General features: G+C 54.9%; 21 protein-coding genes. 11 read left to right on the top strand and 10 right to left on the bottom strand.

Translation table 11 applies throughout. From position 1 onward, the window contains the following. Window positions 1-52: 52 nt before the first annotated feature. Window positions 53-1,024, top strand: coding sequence for a hypothetical protein (locus ACEQFP_RS12720; protein ID WP_005290082.1), 972 nt, complete (start codon window positions 53-55; stop codon window positions 1,022-1,024). A 61-nt stretch (window positions 1,025-1,085) separates the two neighbouring features. Here the strand turns inward: ACEQFP_RS12720 and ACEQFP_RS12715 are convergent, their stop codons facing one another. The 7 genes from ACEQFP_RS12715 to rfaD all read right to left on the bottom strand — a co-directional run bounded on the left by ACEQFP_RS12715 (window position 1,086) and on the right by rfaD (window position 8,754). Further along, entirely contained in the window at window positions 1,086-2,330 is a 1,245-nt protein-coding gene (locus ACEQFP_RS12715) for a glycosyltransferase (protein ID WP_223931165.1), read from the bottom strand. 161 nt (window positions 2,331-2,491) lie between these two features. Continuing rightward, window positions 2,492-3,598 (bottom strand): glycosyltransferase family 4 protein, encoded by a 1,107-nt coding sequence (locus ACEQFP_RS12710; protein WP_005290087.1) that lies wholly within the window; start codon window positions 3,596-3,598, stop codon window positions 2,492-2,494. Further along, a complete protein-coding gene (locus ACEQFP_RS12705; protein WP_370558321.1) occupies window positions 3,579-4,832 on the bottom strand; it encodes an O-antigen ligase family protein in 1,254 nt (417 codons plus the stop codon). Before ACEQFP_RS12705 ends, ACEQFP_RS12710 begins: the two co-directional genes overlap by 20 nt. Next, window positions 4,829-5,767 (bottom strand): glycosyltransferase family 2 protein, encoded by a 939-nt coding sequence (locus tag ACEQFP_RS12700; protein WP_035597598.1) that lies wholly within the window; start codon window positions 5,765-5,767, stop codon window positions 4,829-4,831. The genes ACEQFP_RS12705 and ACEQFP_RS12700 overlap by 4 nt, the downstream gene beginning before the upstream one ends. Window positions 5,768-5,774: 7 nt before the next feature. After that, window positions 5,775-6,737: a lipopolysaccharide heptosyltransferase RfaC gene (rfaC, locus tag ACEQFP_RS12695; RefSeq protein WP_005297088.1), complete on the bottom strand. Its 963-nt coding sequence runs from the start codon at window positions 6,735-6,737 to the stop codon at window positions 5,775-5,777. Then, window positions 6,725-7,801 (bottom strand): ADP-heptose--LPS heptosyltransferase RfaF, encoded by a 1,077-nt coding sequence (rfaF, locus tag ACEQFP_RS12690; protein WP_035597595.1) that lies wholly within the window; start codon window positions 7,799-7,801, stop codon window positions 6,725-6,727. The genes rfaC and rfaF overlap by 13 nt, the downstream gene beginning before the upstream one ends. 23 nt (window positions 7,802-7,824) lie before the next feature. Beyond that, window positions 7,825-8,754, bottom strand: a complete 930-nt coding sequence (gene rfaD / locus ACEQFP_RS12685) for an ADP-glyceromanno-heptose 6-epimerase (RefSeq protein ID WP_005290097.1) — start codon at window positions 8,752-8,754, stop codon at window positions 7,825-7,827. 306 nt (window positions 8,755-9,060) lie between these two features. Between rfaD and ACEQFP_RS12680 the strand changes: the two genes are divergently transcribed. Beyond that, on the top strand, window positions 9,061-10,257 hold the full coding sequence (locus ACEQFP_RS12680; protein WP_370558320.1) for a glycine C-acetyltransferase: 1,197 nt from the start codon (window positions 9,061-9,063) through the stop codon (window positions 10,255-10,257). Between the two features lie 9 nt (window positions 10,258-10,266). After that, entirely contained in the window at window positions 10,267-11,292 is a 1,026-nt protein-coding gene (gene tdh, locus ACEQFP_RS12675) for an L-threonine 3-dehydrogenase (RefSeq protein ID WP_005297094.1), read from the top strand. Window positions 11,293-11,357: 65 nt separating this feature from the next. Here the strand turns inward: tdh and ACEQFP_RS12670 are convergent, their stop codons facing one another. Further along, window positions 11,358-12,878, bottom strand: a complete 1,521-nt coding sequence (locus ACEQFP_RS12670) for a YifB family Mg chelatase-like AAA ATPase (RefSeq protein WP_369115288.1) — start codon at window positions 12,876-12,878, stop codon at window positions 11,358-11,360. 288 nt (window positions 12,879-13,166) lie between these two features. Here ACEQFP_RS12670 and ACEQFP_RS12665 point away from each other — a divergent pair, with 288 nt between their 5' ends. The 7 genes from ACEQFP_RS12665 to ilvA all read left to right on the top strand — a co-directional run bounded on the left by ACEQFP_RS12665 (window position 13,167) and on the right by ilvA (window position 21,199). Further along, window positions 13,167-14,381 carry an MFS transporter gene (locus ACEQFP_RS12665; protein ID WP_109611142.1) on the top strand — a complete coding sequence of 405 codons (1,215 nt, stop codon included), beginning with the start codon at window positions 13,167-13,169 and terminating at the stop codon, window positions 14,379-14,381. Between the two features lie 150 nt (window positions 14,382-14,531). Further along, window positions 14,532-14,630, top strand: coding sequence for an ilv operon leader peptide (gene ilvL, locus ACEQFP_RS12660; protein ID WP_071526333.1), 99 nt, complete (start codon window positions 14,532-14,534; stop codon window positions 14,628-14,630). Between the two features lie 138 nt (window positions 14,631-14,768). Then, window positions 14,769-16,418 carry an acetolactate synthase 2 catalytic subunit gene (gene ilvG / locus ACEQFP_RS12655; RefSeq protein ID WP_370558319.1) on the top strand — a complete coding sequence of 550 codons (1,650 nt, stop codon included), beginning with the start codon at window positions 14,769-14,771 and terminating at the stop codon, window positions 16,416-16,418. Beyond that, window positions 16,415-16,705 carry an acetolactate synthase 2 small subunit gene (gene ilvM / locus ACEQFP_RS12650; protein WP_005290111.1) on the top strand — a complete coding sequence of 97 codons (291 nt, stop codon included), beginning with the start codon at window positions 16,415-16,417 and terminating at the stop codon, window positions 16,703-16,705. Before ilvG ends, ilvM begins: the two co-directional genes overlap by 4 nt. Before the next feature lie 49 nt (window positions 16,706-16,754). Further along, entirely contained in the window at window positions 16,755-17,684 is a 930-nt protein-coding gene (locus ACEQFP_RS12645; protein WP_005290114.1) for a branched-chain amino acid transaminase, read from the top strand. 117 nt (window positions 17,685-17,801) lie between these two features. Beyond that, window positions 17,802-19,655: a dihydroxy-acid dehydratase gene (gene ilvD / locus ACEQFP_RS12640; RefSeq protein ID WP_370558318.1), complete on the top strand. Its 1,854-nt coding sequence runs from the start codon at window positions 17,802-17,804 to the stop codon at window positions 19,653-19,655. Continuing rightward, on the top strand, window positions 19,655-21,199 hold the full coding sequence (ilvA, locus tag ACEQFP_RS12635; RefSeq protein ID WP_005290124.1) for a threonine ammonia-lyase, biosynthetic: 1,545 nt from the start codon (window positions 19,655-19,657) through the stop codon (window positions 21,197-21,199). Before ilvD ends, ilvA begins: the two co-directional genes overlap by 1 nt. A gap of 31 nt (window positions 21,200-21,230) precedes the next feature. On the opposite strand, the gene ilvY is transcribed toward ilvA, so the two are convergent. Together ilvY and ACEQFP_RS12625 are read right to left on the bottom strand one after the other, a co-directional pair. Then, window positions 21,231-22,130 carry an HTH-type transcriptional activator IlvY gene (gene ilvY / locus ACEQFP_RS12630; protein WP_005290129.1) on the bottom strand — a complete coding sequence of 300 codons (900 nt, stop codon included), beginning with the start codon at window positions 22,128-22,130 and terminating at the stop codon, window positions 21,231-21,233. Window positions 22,131-22,183: 53 nt separating this feature from the next. Continuing rightward, entirely contained in the window at window positions 22,184-22,327 is a 144-nt protein-coding gene (locus ACEQFP_RS12625) for a hypothetical protein (RefSeq protein ID WP_005290131.1), read from the bottom strand. On the opposite strand from ACEQFP_RS12625, the gene ilvC reads away from it, so the two are divergent. Then, the gene (gene ilvC / locus ACEQFP_RS12620; RefSeq protein ID WP_035597571.1) at window positions 22,326-23,804 is read left to right on the top strand and encodes a ketol-acid reductoisomerase; all 1,479 of its coding nucleotides are present in this window, start codon (window positions 22,326-22,328) and stop codon (window positions 23,802-23,804) included. The genes ACEQFP_RS12625 and ilvC overlap by 2 nt on opposite strands. The last annotated feature ends 25 nt before the right edge of the window (window positions 23,805-23,829 follow it).

Raw genomic sequence — 23,829 nt, 5'->3', positions numbered from 1 at the left:
AGCAATTGTTCTACCATGGGCGAAAGATTAGGCTTGAGGAAGACGTATTAATATGAGCCAGCCTGCATTTATCATTACCATCGATACTGAGGGTGATAATCTGTGGCAGAACCACGATCGGATCACGACAGAGAATGCCCGTTATTTACCTCGCTTTCAGCAGCTATGCGAAAAATATGGCTTTAAGCCGGTTTATCTGACCAATTATGAAATGGCCAGCGATCCTACCTATGTTGCGTTTGCCCGTGATGTGATTGCACGCGGGTGCGGCGAGGTGGGTATGCATTTACACGCCTGGAATAGCCCTCCAGAAATTCCACTTACCGATAACGATTGGGCTAATAAACCCTATCTAATTGAATATCCTGATGATGTAATGCGGCAAAAAGTCGATTATATGACCCATTTATTGGAGGAGACGTTCCAAACGAAAATGGTCAGTCATCGTGCGGGACGTTGGGCGATGAATGCCTTCTATCTACAGTTGCTGCTGGAGTATGGCTATCGGGTGGATTGTTCGGTTACGCCACGCGTCGACTGGCGTGGTGCTAAAGGCGCACCGCAAGGGGATGGTGGGAGTGACTATCGGCACTATCCAGATAAAGCCTATTTTGTCGATACCCGTGATTTGCGCCTAGAGGGTGACTCTTCATTACTTGAAGTACCGATGAGTACGCGTCTCAAGCACTCGCCATTCTTTAATCAATTGCGTACAAGTTATGATCGCCTGCGTGGCAAGCGTCGTCCGCCGTCGGTTCAGTGGGTACGTCCTCGAGGCGGGAACCTGCCAGAGATGCAGCGCGTGGTGGATTACCATCTCGAGCAAGGTCGGGACTATGTCGAATTTATGCTGCATTCATCGGAGTTTATGCCGGGAGGAAGTCCGACCTTCCGCAATGCGCAGGATATTGAACAGCTGTATCACGATCTCGAGGCCTTGTTTACTTGGTTGGCGCCACGCGTACAAGGGGCGACCTTAGCTGAGTATTATCAGATGAAATGCGCACAGCGAGCGCCTGCGTAGTCATATTCACGTAGGTCGCTCATCACGTATGACAAGGGAGGCGAAAGCCTCCCTTAGTCGTTTAGCGACGGGTAGGATCCGTAGCCTCTTGTGCCCATGTCATCAGATGTTGGCAGAGGGCTTCGGCCAGTGCGTTGAAGTCTCTACTGGCTGCGGCATGCTCTTGGGCACCTTGGCTAAGGCGCTGGTAGACTTCAGGATGGTGATAGAGATATTCGATGCTGTCGGCGAGTTGTACGGGCGATAGCATGAGTGGTGGCGTCAACCGATCGTGTTGTGGGTCGTATACTAAGGGAGCAAAGTGGGTTGAGGCACCACAAAGATCAGCATACTGTTGTACCGAGAGTTCGGGGGTTAGACACAGCCCAGTATGCTGGTGGCGTACCGTCTCTGGTAATCCATCGATATTGCTGGTGATCGTCGGGACACCATAGGTTCCTGCCTCGAGCGCGGCTAACGATGCGGTCTCATGCATGGATGGGCAGAGATAGAGATCGAGTCGTTCATAAAATGCTCCCATATCACTGACAAACCCCATTAGGGTCGTATTTTGTTCAACGTGTAGTGTTTCTCTCAGACGAGAGAGGTAGTCGGCTTCATTACCGACACCGGCGATATAACAGTGGTGCGGAATATTACGTCGCGCTAGCTCTTGGGAGGCCAGTAATAGGAGTCCAAGGCATTTCAGCGGCACCAGACGTCCGGCGCTGCCGAAGATGATGGGTTGACCGGTTACCCGTGGTGGTTTGATGGTGTGAGTGTGCGCTAAGCGGCGTGGCGCATTGGGTTCGATCGTGATCGGTTGAGTAATGTGATGTTTCAGCTCTAGCATCCGTTTACAGGCATGGGAGACGGCTAGGCAGTGGGTGACGTGAGCAAAGAAGCGTGTCGGTAGTGAAGGCGTGTGCTGATACCATGACATTCCATGCTCATAATAGACGATTGGGACGTTGGCAAGATAGCGCGCGGTACGCGCGTTAGAAAGATGCCACTCAGTAAACTGATTCCAGATTATGATGACGTCAGGATGGATCTGGCGAATGATACGTAGGCGGTTCCAGGCGCGAAAAATTTTGGGGCGGTTCGGTAGACTGAGCTGACCATAGCGCTTGATCGGGCGCAGATGTACCTGGGATAGGCCCTGTAATCGAGGACGTAATGCTGAGGCAATGCCTTGGTGCTCCATCACCAGTGTGTGCTGCATGTGCGGGTAGGCTTGCACAGCGTAGTGTAGAAAATCGCAAAACATTGTTTCGACACCACCGACATTGCGCAGATCGATCAGATGAATGAGATGGTAGGTCATATTCGAGTCATTATTCATATAATAATTTTTTTATAAAAATAAACTATGATAATAAATTACCGTATAAATCTTAGCAGTAGATCTGCTTAGATACTATTTATCTATTCATCCTCTTATTTTATCGTATTATTCCCCCTCAGTATTAGCCTGAGGGGGGCAGATTATTTCGCTAATATCGCTTGGTAGAACGTGATCATTTCCTTCATCATGTGGTCAAAGGTCATATATTTCTGCGCATACTCATAGGCATTTTCGCGTAGAGTCGCGCGTAATTGGGGCTGTTCGATCAAACGACGGATGGCGTTAGCTAATGCCTGAGCATCATGAGCCGGGCAGAGGAGGCCAGTGTGCTCATTGCTAATCATTTCCGGTAATCCGCCCGTGGTGGTGGCGACAATATTTTTCTTCATCAGGAAGGCCTGAGAGACTAAACGTGTCTGGGCCTCTGTTGCGACGGAGGCAATAACGACAATGTCAGCGATAGCCAGATAGTTTTCGATATCGTTGTGGTAGCCGAGAAAGCGGATCTGTTGACCGAGGTAGGGTTGAGCGAGATTAAGCACATGCTGTTTGAACTCTACCGTTTGACTGGTTGACTCTCCTACTTGGATACAAGTAAGTGGTAAGCCTTGATCCAGCAGTTTTTTGCAGGCTTCGATATAATAATTTTGCCCTTTATCTGGGCGGATCATCCCGATGTTGGCCACGACGATATCATCCGTGGCGATCCCCAGCTGTTGGCGTAGCGTCTGTACGTCATGAGATGGTGAGAAGCGGAGCGGATCGACGCCAGCGGGAGCGACCAGTGTCTTATCTTGGTTAGGGATGCCTAGCGTCTCCAGCATATCCTGAATCTTCTTGGCGGTCGTGATGATGCCGTGGTTGCCATGTTTCCATACCAGTCCATGCAGCCCGCTGATTTTTATCGGATCGGTCACATGGCGTGAACGGATCACCTTGACCCCTGTCAACAGCTTGACCAACGCACCATAGACCGCATCACGACTGCCATGACAATCCAAGATAGCAATCCGTTGTGTACGGATAAACCTCAGTAGCGGTGCAAGGGTCTTTGGGTGTATCGACCCGCGCACGCGAATAGCGAAGGTCGGTAAGTTTTTCTCCTGAGCCTTGGCGAGGATTGCCGAGCCAGGTCGAGCAATAATCCAGGTCGGGTAGCCATGCTGGTTGAGCCATTCGGCTTGCTCAACGATGCGTAACTCCTGGCCTCCCCAATCCATCGAGGTTTCAAAGTGGGCGATATTCATATTCAGCTCTCTGGCTTCCTAGTACTAATGATAGTGCGATGCAGATTAAATATAGTGTCGTTGCCTCTTGACTAAAAAATAGGACATCGCTGAGACCAAATCCGATGAGGCTGACGGTACATAAAAATAGCAATGGGTTTCGTTGTATCAGGCTGGTTAGAAGGAGTGATAGATAGACTATCATTAGCAGTAGAGTACCCCATAGCCCCTGTAATGAGAGAGTCTCAATGATCTCATTATGGAGATGTACGCCCAGGAATTGCATGATAAATGAGCTTATCTGTTTGTGCTCGACAGCGTTTTGAACAAGTGTATAGCGGCTTTCCGCTGATTGTCCTAGGGGGTGGTGTTTAAATACATAGATCCCAGCATGCCACATGGCGAAGCGGGAGCTAAACGAGCCAGAGGCGGTGGTAATGTTATAGCTTTTCGCCTCTTGGATTGCGGAGGCCATACGCGGCTCGATTATCGGTCGATAACTTAGTGCCATAATCCCTATCAGGACACCAAGGATGAGGGTGATAGCTTTCCAGCTAACTCGCTTACGTAACATCCAAAATGTCGTGGTTAACGCTAAGACTAAGTAGACTAAGATAGCAGCGCGTGTTTGTGTTAATAGAATGGTTATGGCTGAAGCACATAGATTAAATAATGCTAATAATAGACCTGTTGACCGACTTACCTGCTCCAGACATAAGTAAAGGCTAATTAAGAAAATAGGAGTGATGATATATGCGGTAGCGGTCGCCCTATTCGTTGATAGCTCAATCCGTCCCATGCCAAGAATAGAAAATTGATAAAGGGCATAGCCGAGTATTATGATCGGTAATACTTTAAGTAGAGTCAGGATGAATCGTGATTGTGAAAGTATTTTTAACGGTTCACGTAGCAAGAATACCGCATATATAATAAAAGCGCCGATAATCAATCTCTTACTTGTTGATTTGTAGGCATAATAGATACCATCCAACGTATGATCATGATGCTGAAAATAGCAGGCCCAGAGGAGACGCGCGATACCAAATACGAGCAGGCTACCAGGAATGAGAAGGTTAATATAGCTGTTGCTATTTCCTTTATTATTAAATAGGTTTAATATGATATAGATTATACATAGATAACCACAGATATAGAAAATATCTCTTGTCCAAGGGCTAGAGAACGAGGCGAGACAAAACCCAAGTATTAACATAAAAAAAATAGTAGCAGAGATATATTTATTTTTCGTTATCATAAGAATGATCTCAATTTTAAAGCAAGGTACATTTTTTTTCTGCTAAATCTTACCTTAGGACATAGTAAATAATTAATACCATTGATTTTAACTAACTTTTCCGTAAGGTAAGGTGGTATTTTATGACTTCTTGTCCTGGAGATAAAGTCTGAAATTGATTTAACTAGGAGTGCTTCGAATAGATAACGTTGTGTCGAGTTTTCGATAAAAAAAGGTTCTATTCTATCGAATGCGTTAAATATTAGGAGAATTTTCTCTCCATACTTATCATCAGATAAACTATTCTCTCTTTTTCTATATTGATAGCAAATAGTGTCACTATAGATGATCTTCTTGGCATTATGAATAGCGTAAGCAACGGTGACGATATCTTCATAGCAGACTAAATCAGGAAACATATCATTATCTAATAATGACCGGCGAATAAATTTGCCAGCAATATGTCCTTCGATAATCTTATGATTAAGGTAGAGTTCTTTGGCTGAAGACTTATCAATATGCTTTTCGTTATTGTTTATTTCTACATTTTTTAGGTTGAGCTCGCCTCTGACTTCCTCGATCGGCGTGATAAGCAAATCAAAGTTAATTTCTGTTACTTTTTCGAGTAGCCATGTCAAAGCGTTTTGCTTCAGTGCATCATCACTGTCAAGGATCGTGATATATTCGCCCTGACAATGGGTGAAAGCAAATTTCTTTACTTTACCAACATTATGAAAATTAACCGAGAATACTTTCTTGGTAAAGTTTTTCGCTGGGAAATTATTAATGATGTCTAAAGAGTTATCGGTGGAACCATCATTAACAATGATCGCCTCGACGCACTCAGGGCGACAATCTTTATCTAATGCCTGTTCGAGGCTTTGTAAACAGGTCAATATATAGTCGGCCGAGTTATGTACGGCAATAATGATGGATAATATCGGGTTAGCTATCACGTTTTTCTCAATTTATTTTGATTTGTTGACTCACGCGCACAGCGGTTAAATCCTGTAGGCGCCCGCTGGGCGAGATAAGCGATACCTGCTCCATCCCATAACCCCCGATCAGCCCCGGATCGGTAGGGCCATACAGCGTGATATTCGGTCGATCCAGCGCGGCGGCCAGATGACTGAGGCCGGTATCGACGGAGACTACTTGGCTGGCACCGGCCAGTACGCTGGCTACCTCGGCCAGAGTCATCTTCGGCAGTACCTCGACATGCGCAAACCCGGCGGCCAGACGTAGGGCGCGCTGACGCTCATGCTCTGCTCCCCATGGCAGCTTAATCCGTTGCGAAGTATGCTGACCAACCCAGGCGATCAGCGCTCGCCAGTGTGTCTCCGGCCAATGTTTTTCATCGCGGGTCGTGGCGTGCAGAAACACCATATACTGGCCGGCATCGCCGGGTAGTTGCTGAGTAAAGTGCTGGGCTATGGCATAGTCACCATGCGGTGACGGCAACGAGTAACCTAGGCTTTGTGCCACGAGCTGGCGGGTACGCTCGACGGCATGTTGCTGACGAGGAACGGCATGACGGCGATCATAAAACAGGCTCGCCAGTGGCTCGCGAGCACTGGCGCGATCGAAGCCGTGTTTGATGCCGTATGCTTGGCGCGTGACCAGCAGCGCGCTTTTTAGCAAGCCTTGGGCGTCGATGATCGCATCGTAGCGTTCCTGACGCAGTAGGTGCTTAAATGTCCGCCACTCATGACGAGTCTGGGCGCTGAACGGCGCCTTGCGCCAGCGTCGAATGGCGACCGGGATCACGCGTTCGACCGCCGCATGCCAGCTAGGAATTTGGGCAAACCCCTCTTCGACCACCCAGTCGACCTGTAAGTCGGGGATCGCCCGTTGAGCGTCAGTCAGCGCAGGCAAGGTGTGAATGACATCTCCCATCGAGGAGGTTTTTACCATCAGGATGCGCACTGGACTTCCCCACTATTTGCCTGTGCGGCGTCGCGTAGCAAAGCGAGCAGCGTTTGTTCGACGCGATCTGGTGTGATATCGATCAGGCTCTGGTGGTAGCCGGTTTCGCCCTTCCCGCGTCGGACTTTATGATAGCCGGAGATCAGCCGGATCACTTGGGCATGTGGGCTCAACGGTGGCGTGAAATCTGGGCTACTGGGCCCATAGAGTGCCACTAGCGGTTTATCAAGGGCCGCGGCAACATGCATCAATCCAGAGTCATTGCTGACGATGGCTTGGCAGGCGGCGATCAGCGTCACGGCCTGGTCTAGCGTAGTATGTCCCGCCAGATTTAAACAGTACTCGCGACTCTCCTCCGCCAACGCTTGGCGAATGTCCTCGCCAGCCGAGTGATCCTTGGCGGAGCCAAACAGAGCGATCTGATAGCCCTGGGTGATAAGTCGTTGTGCGAGTACGGCATAGTGATAGTGAGGCCAGCGTTTTGCTGGCCCAAACTCGGCGCCTGGGCAGAAGCCGATCACCGGACGATGATCGGTCAGATTGAAGGCGGCGGCGGTTTCGGCGATCTCTTCATCGCGTACCTGGAGAGCAGGATAGCGCAGGGGCTGGGGTAGATCGCTGGCGCGTCGTACGCGTGTGGCGGGGTAGGCCAGCGCTACATAACGTTCGACCATCCGTGGAAAGGCCGACTTATCGAGTGGACGCAGATCATTCAAGAGGCCATAACGCATCTCTCCCTTCCAACCGATACGCAAAGGAATACGAGCGAAGAAGGGAATCAATGCCGATTTGAATGAGTTGGGTAGCACATAAGCGCGATCATATTCTCGCTCACGCAGTTGGTGCCCCAGACGGTAGCGCTCAGCGAGCCCTAGGCTACCATGCCCCAGAGGCATGGGGATCGCGTCATGCACCTCAGGCATGCGCTCAAGGAGCGGACGGCACCAGTTGGGTGCCATCACATCGATTTCTGCCTCGGGGTACTCCGCCTTCAGGGTACGGTATAGACTCTGCGACATCATCATATCACCGACCCAAGACGGTCCGATCACCAGTATTTTCATACTGTTAGAAATTCCTTACGCTATTAGGGCTTACGGTTTAGCCATTCCATGTATTCGCGTACACCCTGGGCGACGGTTTTAAACGGTTGAGTATAACCGGCCGCGCGCAACTGAGTAGTATCCGCCTGAGTAAAGGCCTGATAACGTCCCTTTAGTTTATCTGGGAAGGGGATATAGACCACATTCCCCTTCTGGTGATAATCAACGACGGCATCGGCGACGGCCTGGAAGGATTCGGCGTTGCCGGTACCACAGTTGAAGATCCCAGAGACGCCGTTCTCCCAGAACCACAGGTTAACGTCTGCGACGTCGCCGACATAGATGAAGTCACGGCGGAAGTTTTCACTGCCTTCGAATAGCTTCGGCTCTTCACCATTATTGATCTGAGTATTCAGATGGAAAGCGACGCTCGCCATGCCGCCCTTGTGGCCCTCACGCGGCCCATAAACGTTGAAATAGCGAAAGCCACAGATCTGCGATTCGACGTGCGGTAGGATGCGGCGCACATACTGGTCGAAGAGAAACTTAGAATAGCCGTAGACGTTCAACGGCCCCTCGTAGCGGCGATCCTCCACGAACTTATCGGTCATGCCGTAGGTGGCGGCAGAGGAGGCATACAGGAAGGGGATCTGGCGCTCTAGGCAGTAGTGCAACAGCTCTTTCGAGTACTGGTAGTTATTGTCCATCACATACTTGCCATCCCACTCGGTGGTGGAGGAGCAGGCGCCTTCATGGAATACCGCTTCGATATCACCGAAATCATCACCCGCAACGATCCCGGCAATGAAATCCTCTTTGTCCATATAGTCGGTGATATCCAGGTCGACCAGGTTAACAAACTTGGTACCATCCTTGAGGTTATCCACCACCAGAATATCGGTATAGCCTTTATCGTTCAATGCCTTAACGATGTTGCTGCCGATCATGCCGGCGCCGCCAGTGACAATAATCATGAGGTTTACCTTTCAATGAGCTAACGAGAGCGCGCGCAGCGCTGATAGATGGCGCCATCATAACATTTCATGGCTTGGCAATCAGCGCCGAGGGCACGCTTGTTAAGCAAAAAGCGTGTTAAGGAGACGGATTACGTCCCGTCAGTGGAATCACTTTGTGACCTATTCTCGCTTGCCCCGTCACGTGACGTGATAGATGCTGCATTTTTACCATTATAGAAGTTACGAACTCGTTTCAATACTGTTTCAGCAGTAAGATGCTGCTACGTACGCGGAATCTAGCATATCGAACCCAGGAGAGACCCTATGTCTGCGGATTTTTACCAGCAACTCACACAGCAGCTCGAGACGACACGAGCTGACGGGTTGTACAAGAATGAGCGCATCATTACCTCTGCCCAACAGGCGGAGATTGCCGTGGCTGATGGTAGCCATGTCTTAAACCTCTGTGCCAATAACTACCTAGGGTTAGCGAATCACCCTGCGCTGATCGCTGCCGCTAAGGCGGGCATGGACAGTCATGGCTTCGGTATGGCGTCGGTGCGTTTTATCTGTGGCACTCAGGATAGTCATAAGGCGTTGGAGCAGCAAATTGCCACCTTCTTAGGCATGGAAGACGCCATCCTTTATTCCTCTTGCTTCGATGCTAACGGTGGTTTATTTGAGACCCTGTTAGGGCCGGAGGATGCGATTATCTCCGATGCGTTGAATCATGCCTCCATTATCGATGGCGTGCGTCTGTGTAAGGCACGACGCTATCGCTATGCAAACAACGATATGGCCGAACTGAAATCGCGGTTGACGCAGGCTCGCGCCGAGGGCGCCCGCCATATCCTGATCGCCACCGATGGGGTGTTCTCCATGGATGGCGTGATCGCCGATCTGAAGTCGATTTGTGATCTGGCAGATGAGTATGGTGCCTTGGTGATGGTGGATGACTCGCATGCGGTTGGATTCGTCGGCTCCCACGGGCGCGGTACTCATGAATACTGCGGAGTGATGGGGCGAGTCGATATTATCACTGGCACTTTGGGTAAAGCGCTGGGGGGAGCCTCTGGTGGCTACACCGCCGCGCGTAAAGAGGTGGTCGAATGGCTGCGTCAACGCTCACGCCCCTATCTGTTTTCTAACTCACTGGCTCCCTCGATCGTTGCCGCCTCGATGCAGGTGCTGACCCTCTTAGCTCAGGGAGATGCGCTGCGTGCTCGGCTGTGGGATAACGCCCGCCTGTTCCGTGAGAAGATGACCGCAGCCGGTTTTACCTTAGCGGGTGCCGATCATGCCATTATTCCGGTGATGCTGGGGGACGCTAAGTTGGCACAGCGTTTCGCCGACCTGCTATTACAAGAAGGGATTTATGTGACGGGTTTCTTCTATCCGGTGGTACCGCAGGGGCAGGCGCGTATCCGTACCCAAATGTCGGCGGCGCATACGCCAGCACAGATCGAGCAGGCCGTAGACGCCTTTATTCGTGTCGGTAAACAACTTGGCGTGATCGCCTAAGGAGGCATGATGAAAGCTTTATCCAAATTATATGCGGAAGAAGGTATCTGGATGACCGATGTCCCATTGCCGCAATTGGGGCATAACGACATCATGATCAAGATCCGTAAGACGGCGATCTGTGGCACCGATGTGCATATCTATAACTGGGATGACTGGTCGCAGAAGACGATCCCGGTACCGATGGTAGTTGGTCATGAGTATGTGGGTGAAGTGGTCGCTGTTGGCCAAGAGGTTAGCGGTTTTCGCATCGGCGATCGCGTCTCTGGCGAGGGGCATATCACCTGTGGGCACTGTCGCAATTGCCGTGCCGGTCGCACCCATCTGTGCCGTAATACCATTGGGGTCGGTGTCAATCGCCAGGGCGCATTCGCCGAGTATCTGGTGATCCCGGCCTTCAATGCTTTCAAAATTCCAGACAATATCTCTGACGAGTTGGCGGCGATTTTCGATCCTTTCGGCAATGCGGTGCATACGGCGCTCTCTTTCGACCTGGTTGGCGAGGATGTCTTGGTCTCCGGTGCGGGGCCGATCGGCATCATGGCGGCGGCGGTGTGCCGTCATGTGGGGGCGCGTCATGTGGTGATCACCGACGTGAATGACTATCGCCTCGATTTGGCGCGTAAAATGGGGGTCACGCGGGCAGTTAACGTCAGTCGCGACGCCTTAGCGGACGTGATGCAGGAGTTGGGTATGACGGAGGGCTTCGATGTGGGGTTGGAAATGTCCGGTGCGCCGGCGGCTTTCCGTACCATGTTGGAGACCATGAACCATGGCGGTAAGATCGCCATGTTAGGTATCCCACCGGGCAATATGGCCATCGATTGGAACCAGGTGATCTTTAAGGGACTGGTGATCAAAGGGATCTATGGACGGGAAATGTTTGAAACGTGGTACAAGATGGCGGCGTTGCTACAATCGGGTCTCGATCTGGCCCCGATCATTACTCATCGTTACGCGATCGACGACTTTCAGCAAGGGTTTGCCGCGATGCGCTCGGGTCACTCTGGCAAGGTGATCCTCGACTGGGCATGAGTCCCGTGTAGTTTCTCCTTTTCATCATGTATTCCCCACCGTCTGCGACTTGCGGCGGTGGGCCATTACCCCCGTTGCAATGTCTGTAAGAGCCGATCGACGGCGCGATAGCTCAGCGCTTCAGCCAGATGGCGTTGGGCGATAGTCTCGACGCCCTCCATGTCCGCGAGTGTACGAGCGACCTTGAGCAGCCGGTGCCAAGCGCGTACCGATAAACCGAGGCGTGTCAGGGCCTGTTCTAGAAATTGTGCATCGTGTGTACTCAGGCGGCAGACACGATCGCGCTCTGCGCCCTCGAGATGAGCATTCAACTGACCACTGCGAGCATACTGCCGATCACGGACAGCGGTAACGCGTTGGCGTAGTGTGGCACTGTCTTCGCCCGTCGCTCGTTGGCTGGCCAATACTCCCGCGGGTAATAGGGGGACATCAATCGAGAGATCGAAGCGGTCGAGCAGCGGCCCAGAAAGGCGAGAGAGGTAGCGCAGTACCTGATTCGGTGTGGTGCGTCCTCCCGCACTGCTCCCAAATCCCGCATTGCTGGGATTCATCGCCGCAACCAATTGTACGCGGGCGGGAAAGCTGACTTTGATCTGGGCACGGGAGAGGTGGACAACACCTGACTCTAACGGCTCGCGCAGTGCATCTAAGGTACGTCGATCGAACTCGGCTAATTCATCAAGGAAGAGTACGCCGTGATGCGCCAGAGAGATCTCTCCAGGACGCGGCAAGGATCCGCCGCCGATCAGCGCTGCCATCGAGGCGCTATGGTGCGGTGCGCGAAAGGGGCGTACGCCATAGCGTGTCTGCGTCGAACCTGGATATGCCAGGCTGCTGATGGCGGCCTGCGCTAACGCCTCATCGCTGGTCATCGGTGGCAGGATCCCCGGTAGGCGATAGGCCAGCATCGTTTTACCGGTACCCGGTGGTCCAAGCAGTAGCAGATTATGCCCTCCGGCGGCGGCGATCTCCAGGGCGCGCCGCGCCTGCGCTTGACCGATGATATCAGCCATGTCCCCCTGCTGTGCATAGTCGTTACTGGGTAGACAGCGCGCTGGTCTTTCCAATGTGGCGTTTTCACTGAGGAAGGCGCAGACGGCAAGTAGGGATGGGGCGATGAAGGGACGCGGTGCAGGCAACAGCCCGAGCTCACCGGCGTTGCCTCTGGGGGCGATTAAGGTTCGCCCCGCCTGTGTGGCACTCAGTGCGGCCGGTAGAATACCGGGTACTGGACGGAGTTCACCGGAGAGGGCGAGCTCACCCATAAACTCATATTGATGCTCGGCGTGTACGCTGGAGAGTTGCCCTGCAGCGAGCAATAGGGCCAGTGCCATGGGAAGATCGTAGCGGCCTCCCTCCTTCGGTAGGTCGGCGGGAGCCAGGTTGAGGGTGATGCGCTTAGCCGGAAACTGGAATCCGCTGTTTAGGATGGCACAACGCACACGATCTTTTGCCTCACGCACCGCCGTCTCTGGGAGGCCAACCAGAGTAAAACTCGGTAATCCATTGCCGATATGTGCCTCGATCCTGACTTCGGGTGCTTGCATGCCGAGGGCGGCACGGGTGTATACGCTGGCCAGTGTCATGGTGACTCTCCTTATCGCTCCTATCATGGCGCAAGGGGATCGGCTGTGTGTGACTATCCAGTGAGGCTGTGCACCGTTACGCAAAAAGAGTTACGTAAACGTAACAAGTTTTCACACTTCAACACCAAAAATAACCCATTGCTGATTTACTCGGCACTCCCTCTCGCTTACTTTAACAAAAGTAATACAAAAAGCTGACACTCGGCCAACAATATAGACAATGATTCATGGCGCAGGGTGTGACAACAGCAGATATCACCTCACTACCCTACTGAAAGGAAACACATTATGTTTGCTTGGTCTCCCCAGCAACGGCACGTTGCTATCGCCAGTTTTTTAAGCTGGACACTGGATGCATTCGATTTTTTTATCTTGGTTTTTCTATTAAGCGACATCGCTAGCGCCTTCCATGTCGACGTAGAGCAGGTGACGCTGGCCATCTTGTTGACGCTGGCCGTGCGGCCAATTGGGGCGTTGATCTTTGGTCGAGCCGCTGAGAAGTATGGGCGTCGTCCTATCCTGATGTTGAATATCATCTGTTTTTCAGTCTTTGAATTGTTGTCGGCGGCGGCACCATCGCTGATGATTTTCCTGTTGTTGCGGGTACTGTATGGCGTGGCGATGGGGGGGATCTGGGGGGTTGCCTCGTCATTGACCATGGAGACGATACCCGATCGCTCGCGTGGCTTGATGTCGGGTATTTTTCAGGCGGGTTATCCCTTTGGATATTTATTAGCGGCGGTGATCTATGGGTTATTCGCTCAGTGGTTAGGATGGCGCGGCATGTTTGTGATTGGCGCGATTCCGATCGTGTTGTTGCCCTATATTTACTTCTATGTGCCGGAATCGCCGGTCTGGCTAGCGGCGAAGGCGCACCGTCAGAGTGGCATGCCGTTATGGCCGGTGTTGCGACACAACTGGAAGCTGTGTATTTACCTGGTCGTGTTGATGGCAGCCTTCAATTTCTTCAGTCACGGCACGCAGGATCTCTATCCGACTTTCCTCAAAGTTCAGCATGGTTTCTCGGCTAATGTCATCAGTATCATCGCGGTTAGCTACAATATCGCCTCTATCGCCGGTGGGATTTTCTTCGGTACGCTCTCGGAGCGTATCGGCCGTAAGCGTGCCATCATGTTGGCTGCCTTACTGGCATTGCCGGTGATCCCGTTGTGGGCTTTCTCTGGCGGTTCACTGATGTTGGGGATCGGTGCCTTTCTGATGCAGTTTATGGTACAGGGTGCGTGGGGCGTTATCCCAACCTACCTGAATGAACTGGTGCCAGCGAGTGCGCGAGCGGTTTTACCGGGTTTTGTCTACCAATTGGGCAATCTTCTGGCCTCAGTGAATGCGACCCTTCAAGCTTCGATTGCCGCCCATCATGGGCAAAATTATGCGTTGGCGATGGCGATTACGGCGGGGAGTGTCGCCGTGATTATCGCTATTCTGATCTCCTTCGGGCGAGATACCCGTGGGGTATCGATGGCGGAGAAAAGCTCCGAGTAAAATTAATCTTGAACCTACTGATAACTCAACGGTTTGTTCAAAATTGTGCCAGAAGTGGCGTAATCGGTGTACAAAAAAAGGTTGTCAGTGCGTGAACTTCTATGATAACTGTTTAAACACTGAGTAACGAAACAACAGATTTCACTATTTATGAGCCTACTTGTCCAAGTGATTAGCCTAGTCGTGATTAGCGTGGTGGTGATTATTATCCCACCGTGCGGGGCTGCACTTGGACGAATAAAGGCTTAGTAATCAGGCCTGAGTCAAAAAAGAGCCCCCGCACCATCCGGTTCGGGGGCTCTTTTTTTTACGCTGTAACCGGTCGGGCAGGGATGTCAGGATTCAGAATAAAATTCTGTGATTTAGGGTTATATCGGAGAGTTAATCATGAATGGAGCGCAGTGGGTAGTACAAGCGTTGCGTGCTCAAGGGGTGAGTCAGGTATTTGGCTATCCCGGTGGTGCCATCATGCCGTTATACGATGCGCTGTACGATGGCGGCGTGGCGCACTTACTGTGTCGACATGAACAAGGAGCGGTGATGGCCGCGATCGGTTATGCCCGAGCCAGTGGCCGTGTCGGTGTTTGTATCGCGACCTCTGGCCCCGGTGCTACCAATCTGATCACTGGCTTGGCCGATGCCATGATGGATTCGGTTCCGCTGGTTGCGATTACCGGTCAGGTTGCTTCGAGCTTGATCGGTACCGATGCTTTTCAGGAGATGGATGTCCTGGGGTTATCGTTGGCATGTACCAAACATAGCTTTATGGTGACGTCACTGGTTGAGTTACCCGAGATCATGGAGCAGGCGTTTGCCATCGCCACCCAGGGGCGCCCGGGCCCGGTGTTAATCGATATTCCCAAGGATATTCAACTGGCGCAGGGCGAGCCTGCTGCGTCATTACGCAGCGTCGATGTGACACCGGATACGTGTCTGTCGGAAGAGGTCGCACAAGCGCGCGCGCTATTGGCCGCCGCCCAGCGCCCGGTGTTATATGTGGGAGGCGGTGTGGGGATGGCCAATGCGGTCCCTGCGTTACGGGCATTGGTCGCATGTAGTGGCTTGCCCGTGGCGGCGACGCTGAAGGGATTGGGCGCGGCAGACGATGCGCATCCCGGCTATCTGGGGATGCTGGGCATGCACGGTAGTAAGGCGGCTAATTTAGCGGTGCAGCAGTGCGATCTGTTGTTGGCCGTCGGAGCCCGCTTCGACGATCGCGTCACTGGACGCTTGAATGCCTTTGCGCCACAGGCCCGTGTGATCCACCTGGACATCGATCCGGCAGAGTTGAATAAGCTGCGTCAGGCGCACGTAACCCTGTGTGGCGAGTTGACGCCGCTCCTGTCGGCATTGACGATGCCGCTTTCCATCGCCCCCTGGCTGCAACACGTCGCACAATTAAAGGCGCAACACGTCTGGCGTTACGATCACCCAGGCGAGGCCATTTATGCCCCCTTGTTTTTACGCCAGCTCTCCGAGCGTAAGCCAGCACAGGCGGTGGTGACCACCGATGTGGGCCAACACCAGATGTGGAGCGCTCAACATATGCGTTTCGCTCAGCCGCACGACTTCATCACCTCCAGCGGACTGGGCACGATGGGATTCGGTATTCCTGCCGCCGTCGGTGCGCAGATGGCTCGTCCTGACGATTGTGTGATCTGCGTTTCTGGCGATGGTTCATTCATGATGAATGTGCAGGAGTTGGGCACCATCAAGCGGGCACAGTTGCCGCTGAAGATCGTCTTGCTGGATAACCAGCGGCTGGGAATGGTGCGCCAGTGGCAGCAACTGTTCTTCGATGCGCGCTACAGCGAAACCGATCTCTCTGATAACCCCGATTTTCTCACCCTGGCACAGGCGTTTGGCATTCCCGGGCAACGTATCAGCCGTAAGGCGCAGGTCGCGGATGCGCTGGAGGCCTTGTTGACGACACCGGGTCCGTACCTGTTACAGGTCACTATCGATGAATTCGAAAATGTCTGGCCGCTGGTGCCGCCGGGCGCTGGCAATGAATCCATGCTGGAGAGCGTATCATGATGCAGAACCCTTCATCCCAACACTATCTGGCGATCCAGGCGCGTCGTCGTCCGGAGATCTTAGAACGCGTGCTGCGTGTGGTTCGCCACCGCGGTTTTGAGATCTGTGCCATGCATATGGCCCAAGATGGCGAGTGCGACAGCGTCAATATTGAGCTGACCGTTGCCAGCGCTCGTCCCGTCAGCCTGCTGTCGTCTCAGTTGAGCAAATTGCTGGATGTGGCACAAGTTGAGGTGCGCGCCCTCGCTCCCCGGCCCATGATGCCTTGTCGTCAGGCGTTAGGCTGAGTTATCCCCCTTATTACATCAGGCGCAGGTCGCCACAAGGAATAGCACAATGACCACCAAGAAAGCGGATTACATCTGGTTTAACGGCGAAATGGTGCCCTGGGGCGAGGCCCGGGTTCATGTGATGTCTCACGCGTTGCATTACGGTACTTCGGTCTTTGAGGGGGTACGTTGTTATGACACGCATCGCGGTCCAGCCGTCTTCCGCCATCGGGAACATATGCAGCGTTTACACGACTCGGCACGCATCTATCGTATGCCGCTCGCCTACAGTGTCGATGAGTTGATGGCTGCCTGCCGAGAGACCTTACGCCGTAATCAACTGACCAGCGCCTATATTCGCCCGTTGGTCTTTATCGGCGATGTGGGCATGGGAGTGAATCCCCCGGATGGCTATCAGACGGATGTCATCATCGCCGCCTTCCCTTGGGGGGCTTATCTGGGTGAGGAGGCGTTAGATCAGGGTATCGATGCGATGGTCTCCTCTTGGCATCGTGCGGCACCGAATACCATTCCGACCGCCGCCAAGGCGGGTGGCAACTACCTCTCTTCATTGTTGGTAGGCTCAGAGGCGCGTCGTCATGGTTATCAGGAGGGGATCGCGCTGGATGTTCACGGTTACGTTTCCGAAGGGGCGGGCGAAAATCTGTTTGTGGTCAAAAACGGCGTGATTTTTACCCCGCCGTTTACGTCGGCGGCCTTACCGGGGATCACCCGTGACGCCATCATCACCCTGGCCAAGGCGCAGGGGCTGGAGGTTCGTGAGCAGGTGCTGTCGCGCGAGGCGCTATACCTGGCCGATGAGATCTTTATGTCGGGAACGGCGGCAGAGATCACCCCGGTGCGTAGTGTCGATGGCATTCAGGTGGGGATCGGACGTTGTGGCCCGATTACCAAGCGGGTACAGCAAGCTTTCTTCGGCCTGTTCAACGGCCAAACCGAGGATCGTTTCGGCTGGTTGGACGCGGTCAACTCCTAAACCCGGCGTGAGGCCGGATGAGGTAAACCCGATAGACAGGTAGGGCGCCGAGTGAGTGCGCGCCCATGGATTGATCTTTGCCCGCCGGATGCGGGCAACACTGGGAGTGAATTGTGCATGGCTAAGTATCGTTCAGCGACTACCACCCATGGCCGCAATATGGCCGGTGCCCGCGCGTTGTGGCGCGCGACCGGGATGACCGATGCGGATTTTGGTAAGCCGATTATCGCGGTGGTGAACTCGTTCACCCAGTTTGTGCCGGGTCATGTGCATCTGCGCGATCTCGGGCGGCTGGTGGCCACACAGATCGAGGCGGCTGGTGGCGTGGCCAAGGAGTTTAATACCATCGCGGTGGATGATGGTATCGCCATGGGGCATGGTGGCATGCTCTATTCACTCCCCTCGCGCGAGCTGATCGCCGATTCGGTGGAGTATATGGTCAACGCCCACTGCGCTGACGCCATGGTCTGTATCTCAAACTGCGACAAGATCACGCCGGGGATGATGATGGCGGCGTTGCGCCTGAATATTCCGGTGATCTTCGTCTCTGGTGGGCCGATGGAGGCGGGTAAGACGCGTCTCTCGGATCAACTGATCAAGTTAGATTTGGTCGATGCCATGATCCAGGGCGCGAATCCCCAGGTGAGCGATGAGGAGAGCGCGCAGATTGAACGTGCCGCCTGTCCGACGTGCGGATCCTGTTCCGGGATGTTTACCGCCAACTCGATGAACTGCCTGATGGAGGCCTTAGGATTAGCGCTACCGGGCAATGGTTCCCTGCTGGCAACCCATGCCGATCGCCGGACATTGTTTGAGGAGGCCGGGCAGCGAATCGTCGCATTAACGCGGCGTTATTATGAGCACGATGATGCCTCGGTATTGCCGCGTAGTATCGCCAACAAGGCAGCCTTCGAGAATGCCATGACGCTGGATATCGCCATGGGCGGATCGACCAATACAGTGCTGCATTTGCTGGCGGCGGCTCAAGAGGCCGAGGCCGACTTCACCCTGGCGGATATCGATCGTCTGTCGCGTCAGGTTCCCCATCTGTGCAAGGTCGCGCCCAGCACCCAGCGTTACCACATGGAGGATGTTCACCGCGCCGGCGGGGTGATGGGGATCCTCGGTGAGTTGGAGCGGGCAGGGCTCTTGAATCGCGGTGTCGTCAACGTGTTGGGATTGGATCTGACAGAGACGCTGGCGCGTTATGACATCATGCGCAGTGAGGATGAGGCGGTACAACGCTTGTATCGCGCCGGTCCCGCCGGACTGCGGACGACTGAACCCTTCGGCCAGTCATGCTGTTGGGAGACGCTGGACCGTGATCGCCAGACGGGGTGTATTCGGACTCGGGAGTTTGCCTATAGCCAGGATGGTGGGTTGGCAGTCTTGGCGGGTAATCTGGCGCCGGATGGTTGCATCGTTAAGACCGCCGGGGTCGACGATGACAGTCTGCTCTTCCGTGGCCCGGCACGGGTCTTCGAAAGCCAAGAGGCGGCGGTTGAGGCAATCCTCGGTAGTCAGATCCAGGCCGGTGATGTGGTGGTGATCCGCTATGAGGGCCCGAAGGGGGGGCCGGGGATGCAGGAGATGCTCTATCCCACCTCTTATCTGAAGTCGATGGGATTGGGTAAACAGTGTGCCCTGATCACCGACGGGCGTTTCTCCGGCGGAACCTCGGGATTGTCGATCGGCCATGTCTCACCAGAGGCGGCCAGCGGCGGTGCCATCGCCTTAGTCTGCGACGGTGATCTGATCGAGATCGATATTCCGGCGCGTCATATTCGCCTCGCGATCCCCGAAAGCGAGCTGGCGCAGCGGCGTCAGCAGGAGCTGGCGCGTGGTGATCGAGCCTGGACGCCGCGTAGCCGCCAGCGTCCTGTCTCTCTGGCCTTACGCGCTTATGCCAGCCTAGCGACGAGCGCCGATCGCGGCGCAGTACGTGATCGAAGCAAACTGGGAGAGTACTGATGAGTGAGACACAACCGCTATCCTCGGCACCGGATGGCGCCGAGTATCTCCGTGCGGTGCTGCGCGCCCCGGTGTATGAGGTGGCACAGGTGACACCACTGCAGGCGATGGAAAAACTCTCTGCCCGCCTGGATAACCACATTCTCGTGAAGCGCGAAGATCGCCAGCCGGTGCATAGCTTCAAGTTACGTGGTGCCTACGCGATGATCGCCGGGTTGAGCGCGGCGCAGCGTGAACGCGGGGTGATCACCGCATCGGCCGGGAATCATGCCCAGGGGGTGGCGCTGTCGGCGGCCAAATTGGGCATGGCGGCTACCATCGTCATGCCGCGGGCGACGGCGGATATCAAGGTGGATGCGGTGCGTGGTTTTGGTGGCCGAGTGGTGTTACACGGTGCCAACTTTGACGAGGCTAAGGCGCATGCGCTGCAGTTAGCGCAGGAGAGTGGACTGACCTTTATTCCCCCCTTCGACCATCCGGCGGTGATCGCTGGCCAGGGCACGCTGGCGCTTGAGCTACTGCAGCAGGATGCCCACCTTGACCGCATCTTCGTTCCGGTGGGCGGCGGGGGACTGGCTGCCGGGGTGGCGGTGCTGATTAAACAGCTGATGCCGCAAGTGCAGGTGATCGGTGTGGAGGCGCGTGATTCTGCTTGCCTACGAGCGGCATTGGATGCGGGTCGACCGGTCGAGCTGGAACGGGTTGGCCTATTCGCCGAAGGCGTGGCGGTGAAGCGTATCGGTGATGAGACATTCCGCCTGTGTCAGCGCTACTTGGATGACGTGATCACGGTGGATAGCGACGCGATTTGTGCCGCGGTGAAGGATCTGTTTGAGGATGTCAGGGCGGTAGCGGAACCCTCCGGTGCGTTGGCGTTGGCTGGCCTGAAGCAGTATGTCCAGCGTCACGCTATTCGTGGCGAGCACCTGGCTCATGTGCTGTCTGGCGCCAATCTGAACTTTCACGGCCTGCGCTATGTCTCCGAGCGCTGTGAGTTAGGCGAGCAGCGTGAGGCCTTGCTGGCGGTGACCATCCCCGAGCGCAAGGGGAGCTTCTTGGCCTTCTGCCAGTTATTGGGCGGGCGCGCGGTGACCGAGTTCAACTACCGCTATGCCGATGCCGATCAGGCCTGCATCTTTGTCGGGGTGCGATTGACCAACGGCCAACGCGAGCGCGAGGAGATCGTGGCTTCACTGCGTGGCGGCGGTTACCAGGTGGTGGATCTCTCCGATGATGAGATGGCCAAGCTGCATGTGCGCTATATGGTTGGCGGCCGGCCGAGTAAACCGTTGCAGGAGCGGCTCTACAGCTTCGAGTTCCCCGAGGCACCGGGTGCGTTGCTCAAGTTTCTGCAAACTCTGGGCACCCACTGGAATATCTCGCTGTTTCACTATCGTAGCCACGGCACCGACTTCGGCCGGGTATTGGCGGCCTTCGAGTGCTCGGACCGTGACGCCAGCTTCGCGGCGCGTCTCATGGAATTAGGCTACGAGTGCCACGACGAGAGCGCTAATCCGGCCTTTCGTTTCTTCTTGCAAGGCTAGGTGGCGTTCCAGTCTAGTGTCTCGGTGGCGTTCAGCGGCTCGCCGTCTCGGCCAGCAATGACCAGAAGGCGGCGATCGGCGGTTCGCGTAGGCGTTTGTGTTGCACACAGACGCCCAGCTCGAAGGGATCGATGGCGACGCGATTCTCTAGCGTGATGATGCGCGCACGCATGCTCTCCGGGCTGTTAGCGATCACCACCTCGGGTAGCAGGGCGATGCCGCAGCCCAGGGCGACCATGGAGACGATGGCCTCGTGACCGGCCACCGTAGCGTAGATGCGCGGGGTATGGATGCGTCGGCGGCGAAACCATTGATCGATGCGCTGCCGCGCCGGGCCATGTTGCGGCAGGATAAACGGAATCTGCGCCCAGTCGGGCTGCGTGCATTGTACATCGTCGCGTACCGGGCAGGGCAACGCGGGTGCGATAAGACGCAGTGGGATCTCGCCGATGGGGTAGAACGCCAGGCTATTGGGTAGCGTTTGTGGCCGCCCGGCAATAGCCAGATCTGCCGCGCCGCCTTGCACCTTATCGACGGCGTCGGCGGCATCACCGGTAGTCAGGCGGATATCGACCTGAGGGTGATGGGCGCGAAAACGGTCGAGGATCGGTGGAAAATGGCTGTAGGCGGCGGTGACCGAGCAGAACAGATGCAGCTCGCCACTCAAGGCGAGACCGTGACGATCGAGTCCGCTGCGTAGCTGGCGGTAGTGCAGCAGGGTCTGACGGGCAAAGTCTTGCAGTTGCTCCCCGGCCGCCGTCAGGCGGACATCACGGTTATCGCGCAACAACAGCGGTTGTCCCAGTTCTTCCTCCAGACGTTGTATCTGGCGTGACAGCGTCGAGGGACTGACGTGCATCGTCGCGGCGGTACGGGCGAAGTGACGGCTATCGGCCAGTTGCAGAAATAATTTGAGATCGCGGATATCCATGGTTGTCCTCGGCGATTTCATTGCAAAAAATGCAATAACATCTTCTCAATATATCAATTTAAGCAACGCTCGTCCTGGCCTATGATGGTCTTATCGCCGTCGAGCAGCAGGCGGACGGGCAGGGACATCACCATTAGGGTAGCGGCGGCGGATCGCCGGATGCATACCCCATCACCGAACAGGACGGAGTGCAGCATGACGAACTATTTCAATACGCTGAATCTGCGCCAACAGCTGGCGCAACTGGGTAAATGTCGTTTCATGGCGCGAGAGGAGTTCGCCGATGGTGTCGCGGCACTGCGTGGTAAGAAGGTGGTGATCGTCGGTTGCGGCGCGCAGGGGTTGAATCAGGGCCTAAACATGCGCGATTCGGGGCTGGATGTCGCCTATGCCTTACGTAATGAGGCGATCGCCGAGCGGCGTGACTCTTATCGCCGCGCCAGCGAGCATGGCTTTGTCGTCGGTGACTATCAGACACTGATCCCGCAGGCCGACTTGGTGATTAACCTGACGCCGGATAAGCAGCACTCTGCCGTGGTGCGAGCGGTACAACCGTTGATGAAGCAGGGAGCGGCATTGGGGTATTCGCATGGCTTCAATATCGTCGAGGTGGGCGAGCAGATCCGCCCGGATATCACCGTGGTGATGGTGGCGCCTAAATGTCCAGGCACCGAGGTGCGTGAGGAGTATAAGCGCGGCTTCGGGGTACCGACCCTGATCGCGGTGCATCCAGAGAACGATCCGCGCGGGGAGGGGATGGCGATCGCCAAGGCGTGGGCGGTGGCGACCGGTGGTGATCGCGCCGGGGTACTGGAGTCGTCATTCGTGGCGGAGGTGAAGTCCGATCTGATGGGGGAGCAGACCATCCTGTGTGGCATGCTGCAAACCGGTTCGCTGTTGTGCTATGAGCGTCTGGTGGCGGATGGAGCCGATCCGGCCTGGGCGGGTAAGCTGATCCAGTTTGGCTGGGAGACCATTACCGAGGCCCTGAAGCAGGGGGGGATCACCCTGATGATGGATCGCCTCTCCAATCCGGCGAAGCTGCGTGCCCATGAGTTGGCCGAACAACTCAAGGTTCTGCTGGCGCCCCTGTTCGCCAAGCATATGGATGACATTATCTCCGGTGAGTTCTCCCGAGGAATGATGGCCGATTGGGCCGAGGATGACCGACATCTGCTGACCTGGCGGGCACAGACCGGCAAGAGTGCCTTCGAGAACGCCCCGCCGTTCAGCGGCAAGATTGATGAGCAGAGCTATTTTGATCACGGGGTGTTGCTGGTGGCGATGGTGAAGGCAGGTGTCGAACTGGCCTTTGAGACCATGGTGGCCTCCGGGATCGTCGCCGAGTCGGCTTATTATGAATCACTGCATGAGCTGCCGCTGATCGCCAACACCATCGCGCGTAAGCGTCTGTATGAAATGAATGTGGTGATTTCCGATACCGCCGAGTATGGCAATTACCTGTTCGCTAACGCGGCGGTTCCGCTGCTGCGCCAGCATGTTATGACGACGCTGCAGGCGGGTGATCTGGGTCAGGCGCTACCCGTCAGCGCGGTGGATAACGCCACCCTGCGTGACGTTAATCAGGCCATCCGTCAACATCCCATCGAGATCGTCGGAGAGCGTCTGCGCGGTTATATGACGGCAATGAAGCGCATTGCCGTGGCGGAGTGAGGCATTAGCGTAGTCTGTAGCGCGC

Source organism: Edwardsiella sp. A.80236, assembly GCF_044540725.1.
Lineage (GTDB): Bacteria > Pseudomonadota > Gammaproteobacteria > Enterobacterales > Enterobacteriaceae > Edwardsiella > Edwardsiella tarda.
The sequence above is the reverse complement of the archived record's forward strand: the minus strand, read 5'-3'. Positions and strand labels throughout refer to the sequence as shown.